This is a genomic window from Methanospirillum sp. (genome assembly GCF_035406105.1).
Taxonomy (GTDB): Archaea; Halobacteriota; Methanomicrobia; order Methanomicrobiales; family Methanospirillaceae; genus Methanospirillum.
Genome location: NZ_DAONKG010000214.1, coordinates 1 through 4,058, shown reverse-complemented (window position 1 = coordinate 4,058; position 4,058 = coordinate 1). Strand labels below are relative to the sequence as shown.

The following is a 4,058-nucleotide window of genomic DNA, read 5'->3' as shown; positions in this document are numbered from 1 at the left end:
AGATTGTTCGTCGGGGGAGAGCCCGCTTTCAAGAATCACGATGGTGCCTTCACGCACATTATCAAGGATAAGGCGGATCTTCTCCATTGAAGGCATCTGTGCGAGCCGTTCTTCTGATATGAGATCTATTCGTACACCCTGCATATATCTCACCTGAAATGCCGGACCATCTCTTCATAGAGATGTTCTATCTGGGTTCCATCAAGGCACGAGATCGGCACAACCGGATGCTGGGGAAAGGCGGTTCGAATCCGTTGGGGTGCCGCATCAGGAAGGTCAATCTTGTTTGCCGCTATGATCACCGGAAGTTTTCTGCTCTCAATAATTCCGATCATCATGATGTTGACCTGTGCAAACGGGTCAAGGGTTGCGTCAATCATGTAAATAACTCCGTCAATATCCTCCCTGAGCCAGTGCATGGCCTCAGCCACCCCCTCGGTTGCTTCGCGTGCCCGGATGATGGCATCCTCCCGATCGATGCCATACTCGATAAACTCCTTGTAATCAACCCTGGTGGTAACACCTGGTGTATCGACGATATCAATGGTTATGGACCGACCATTGGAACCGGTGATGGTGATATTTCCGGTCCTGACCGCCCGCCTCGTCTCATGGGGCACCTCACTGGTTGTTCCTGATATGGTACCTGACCAGTCTTTTGCAATCCGGTTTGCAAGTGTGGTCTTTCCTGCGTTTGGAGGGCCATAAATCCCGATGCGGGCAGTTTTGGTTTGAAAAAGGTTTGATAGGATCCGCGAGAGTGTCTGGCTAATTCCCATTGTAGTTACGTCCCGGGGCTGTTATTTCAAAAACAGGCCAATGAAAAGCCTGCCTGTCTACATGGTTATGATCAGGGAGTATTATTATTGTTGTCATCCCACCTGTCTCGGATCTGTAAATATCTGTATGACCGGTCACCGGAGCGATGGATTAATACCCGATCCCGATAAGTATCAGAGCAATGCATCTGCCCGGGAAACCGAGAGGTGACAGTAATGAGCTATAACAGTGACTCGATCCAGCTCGAGACCAAGGTCCCAGTGCGGGAAATAATGCGAACGAACCCCAAGACTATTGATTATCATGCAACGGTAGCGCACGCAGCACGCAAAATGTGCAGCAAGGACCCTTCCGGCAGTTGCATTGTTTTAAAAGATGGCGTTGCCGTGGGGATAGTTACCGAGCAGGATATTAACTGCAAGGTTGTCGCCCGGGATCTCCGCCCGAGTGAAGTTCATGTCAGTGAGATCATGACTTCACCCCTGATCACAATTGGTACAGATAAGACCGTTGAGGATGCAGCTCACCTGATGATCAAAAACCGGGTCAGAAGACTTCCGATTATCAATGAGAAAGGGGTCGTGATCGGCATTGTGAGCGTCCGGGACATCGTTGCAGTCAGTACCGAGATCAATGAACTGATGGGCGAGCTTGTGGTTATTAACCGGGCCGATGAATTCAGTTCAGGGATGTGCAGCAGATGCGGACAGATGTCTGATGATCTGACCAGCATTGACGGATCACTCGTCTGTTCACACTGCATGGAAGACGACCGGTTGTAGAGTGCAGCAGCACCAGGGATGCAGGCCTCTGTGGATCATCCGGTCTGCATGGCATTCCCTCCGGATCATATACCGGCATATCCCAAAATAATCCGGTATCTGAAATTCCAGGCGTTATGAGTCTGGAGGTATAAATTTTTGACCGAATTCCTGATATCCGCCGGTCTGGTATCGGTATGACCAGCGGAATCCGGATATATTCACCGTGTAACTTTATGGCTGGTATCTCATGAATTCACATCATGACCACGAGAACAGGACTGTTCTCTCGATTGCAACATCGAAGGTGATCTCAGCCCCGCCCACCATGCGGATCTTCGGGGCAATAGAGACCCTTACCCAGTGGGGATTTCGAAGATTACCCATCGTCGATCCGGGTACTCACCGGCTGAAGGGGATTATCACTGCACGGGATGTCATAGATTTTCTCGGCGGTGGTGAACTCTTCAACCTTATCAATGTCAAACATGATGGGAATTTTCTTGCGGCAATCAATGAAAGTGTCAGCAAGATCATGAAAACCGATGTCAGGACACTTCCTCCTGATGCTACCCTGACCGAGGCCTTAGATATCATTCTTCGCGACCGTATCGGAGGTATCCCGATTGTTGATGAAGAGGGAGTACTCAACGGCATTCTGACCGAGCGGGATGTGCTCAAGATCTTATGCCGGTCACATGCTGCTATTCCAGTTGAGAGTGTCATGACCCGTTCCCTCCTGGTTCAGCAGCCGGACTGCCCTCTCTCGATGGTTACCAAAGTAATGACAGAACACCAGTTCAGGCGTCTTCCCATTGTGAAGAATGATGTGTTGTTCGGGATAATCACGGCAACAGACATCGTTCGTTATATCGGAACCGGCAGGGTCTTTGAGAAGCTGGTTACCGGCGATGTGGCTGTAGTCATGAACATCCCGGTCCGGGATCTGCTGAGTGGAAACCTGTTCACCACCGATCCTGATGCAACCGTAACCGATGCAGCACGTGCCATGATGGCAAAGAAGGTAGGTGCCCTGCCTGTGATCGATCAGAGCAGACTGGTAGGTCTTGTAACAGAATTCGACCTGGTCAGAGCATTTTCATCAATAAAATAACTGGAGATACGCGATGCTTGTTTCAGATCTGATGTCCACACCGGTGCATGCTGCAAAACCCAATGATACCGTTTCACATGCACGAAACCTGATGCTCAGGCATAAGATCTCGCGGGTCCTCGTTGTTGATGAAGGACGCGCAGTAGGAATCATTACAAAGAAGGATATCGGGTTTCGTCTTCGAAAAAACGATCCGGACTGGCGGCATCGGAAGATAGATAATGCCCCTCTGAGTCAGGTAATGAGTGGGGATCTGGTGAGCTTATCCCCGGACAGCAGCATTCGTGATGCGCTCCTCCTTCTCCTCAGCCATCAGATATCGGGGGCTCCGGTCATTGATCAGGGGAGGGTTCTGGGTATTTTGACCAGAACAGATATTTTACGCTCGAGATTGGTGGCTACCCTGGATATTCCGGTACAGGAGATCATGCATGAACCGGTGACGGTGACCCCGCAGCACTCTTCGGTGCATGTGGTTGATCTGATAAAAAAAGGAGCTGGGGCAGTTGTCGTTGTTGATGATGGAGGAGCGGTCGGGATTATTACCGAGAGCGATCTTGCCTTTTATGAAGATCACCCTGACAATGCGGGGTCTGGTACCGCAGCAGGGATGATGCGGCCCATAATCCCTTCTCTTCCTGAAACAGCGAGAACCAGAGAAGCCGTGGCGGTCATGACAGAGACTGCCTGCCAGAGTGTGATAATCTCTGGTGAGAACGGCGTAAAAGGAATAATTACCAGAGATGACATAATACGGGAAGTGGTTCAATGACCAATACCATACTTGTACGAGACGTGATGGCAAAACCGGTAACCATAGCAAAGTCTGCTCCGGTCACCGATGCCCTCGATAAAATGCTTGATACTGGACAAGATCCCCTTGTGGTGGTTCACCAGGATGAAGTGGTCGGGACCGTATCCCGTCAGAAAATAGTGGAAAAATTGGGTGCAAAGCACAGTTCTGAAGTTGCACCTACCGCGATCCACGTCTCCAATACCATTGACACCGAATTTACCATTGTATATGAGGACCAGGAACTGGATGTCTTGATTCCACTTCTACAGAATCAGGCAAAACTGGCTGTTGTCTACAATGCAGATAACAAAATGGTCGGACAGGTTACCTATGGAGACTTGCTTGCGAAGATGATTCCTGAAGGTGATCTTTCCGCGGTTATCGTTCCACATCATGCCATTGAGGCAGGGGAACGTTTGGTGCACCTGCGCCGAAAAATGGTTGATGAAAAAGTTGCCAGGTATATTGTCATGGCAGATAACAAGATGGCAGGATTGGTATCAGAGACTGACGTTGCTGTCGCATTAACGAAATTCCGCGAGGCGGTGGATGATCGTCACCAGGAGCATCAGATACGGAACATCTTGGTGAAGGATATCATGAGTAC

Annotated in this window: 6 protein-coding genes; 4 read left to right on the top strand and 2 right to left on the bottom strand. The window is 49.9% G+C overall.

The genetic code is table 11. The features are described from left to right. Together PLA23_RS11175 and dipA are read right to left on the bottom strand one after the other, a co-directional pair. Positions 1-144, bottom strand: a 144-nt coding sequence (locus PLA23_RS11175; protein ID WP_324475232.1) for an OapB/ArvB family protein, incomplete at its 3' end; no start/stop codon positions are given. A 5-nt stretch (positions 145-149) separates the two neighbouring features. Continuing rightward, on the bottom strand, positions 150-779 hold the full coding sequence (gene dipA / locus PLA23_RS11170) for a divisome-positioning GTPase DipA (protein ID WP_324328944.1): 630 nt from the start codon (positions 777-779) through the stop codon (positions 150-152). Positions 780-995: 216 nt separating this feature from the next. Between dipA and PLA23_RS11165 the strand changes: the two genes are divergently transcribed. The 4 genes from PLA23_RS11165 to PLA23_RS11150 all read left to right on the top strand — a co-directional run. Continuing rightward, positions 996-1,562 carry a CBS domain-containing protein gene (locus tag PLA23_RS11165; RefSeq protein WP_324475231.1) on the top strand — a complete coding sequence of 189 codons (567 nt, stop codon included), beginning with the start codon at positions 996-998 and terminating at the stop codon, positions 1,560-1,562. Between the two features lie 229 nt (positions 1,563-1,791). After that, positions 1,792-2,655, top strand: a complete 864-nt coding sequence (locus PLA23_RS11160) for a CBS domain-containing protein (protein WP_324330737.1) — start codon at positions 1,792-1,794, stop codon at positions 2,653-2,655. 13 nt (positions 2,656-2,668) lie between these two features. Further along, positions 2,669-3,427, top strand: a complete 759-nt coding sequence (locus PLA23_RS11155) for a CBS domain-containing protein (protein WP_324330739.1) — start codon at positions 2,669-2,671, stop codon at positions 3,425-3,427. Next, positions 3,424-4,058 (top strand): CBS domain-containing protein (locus tag PLA23_RS11150; protein ID WP_324475230.1); only part of this gene is annotated, 635 nt, incomplete at its 3' end. The genes PLA23_RS11155 and PLA23_RS11150, both read left to right, overlap by 4 nt.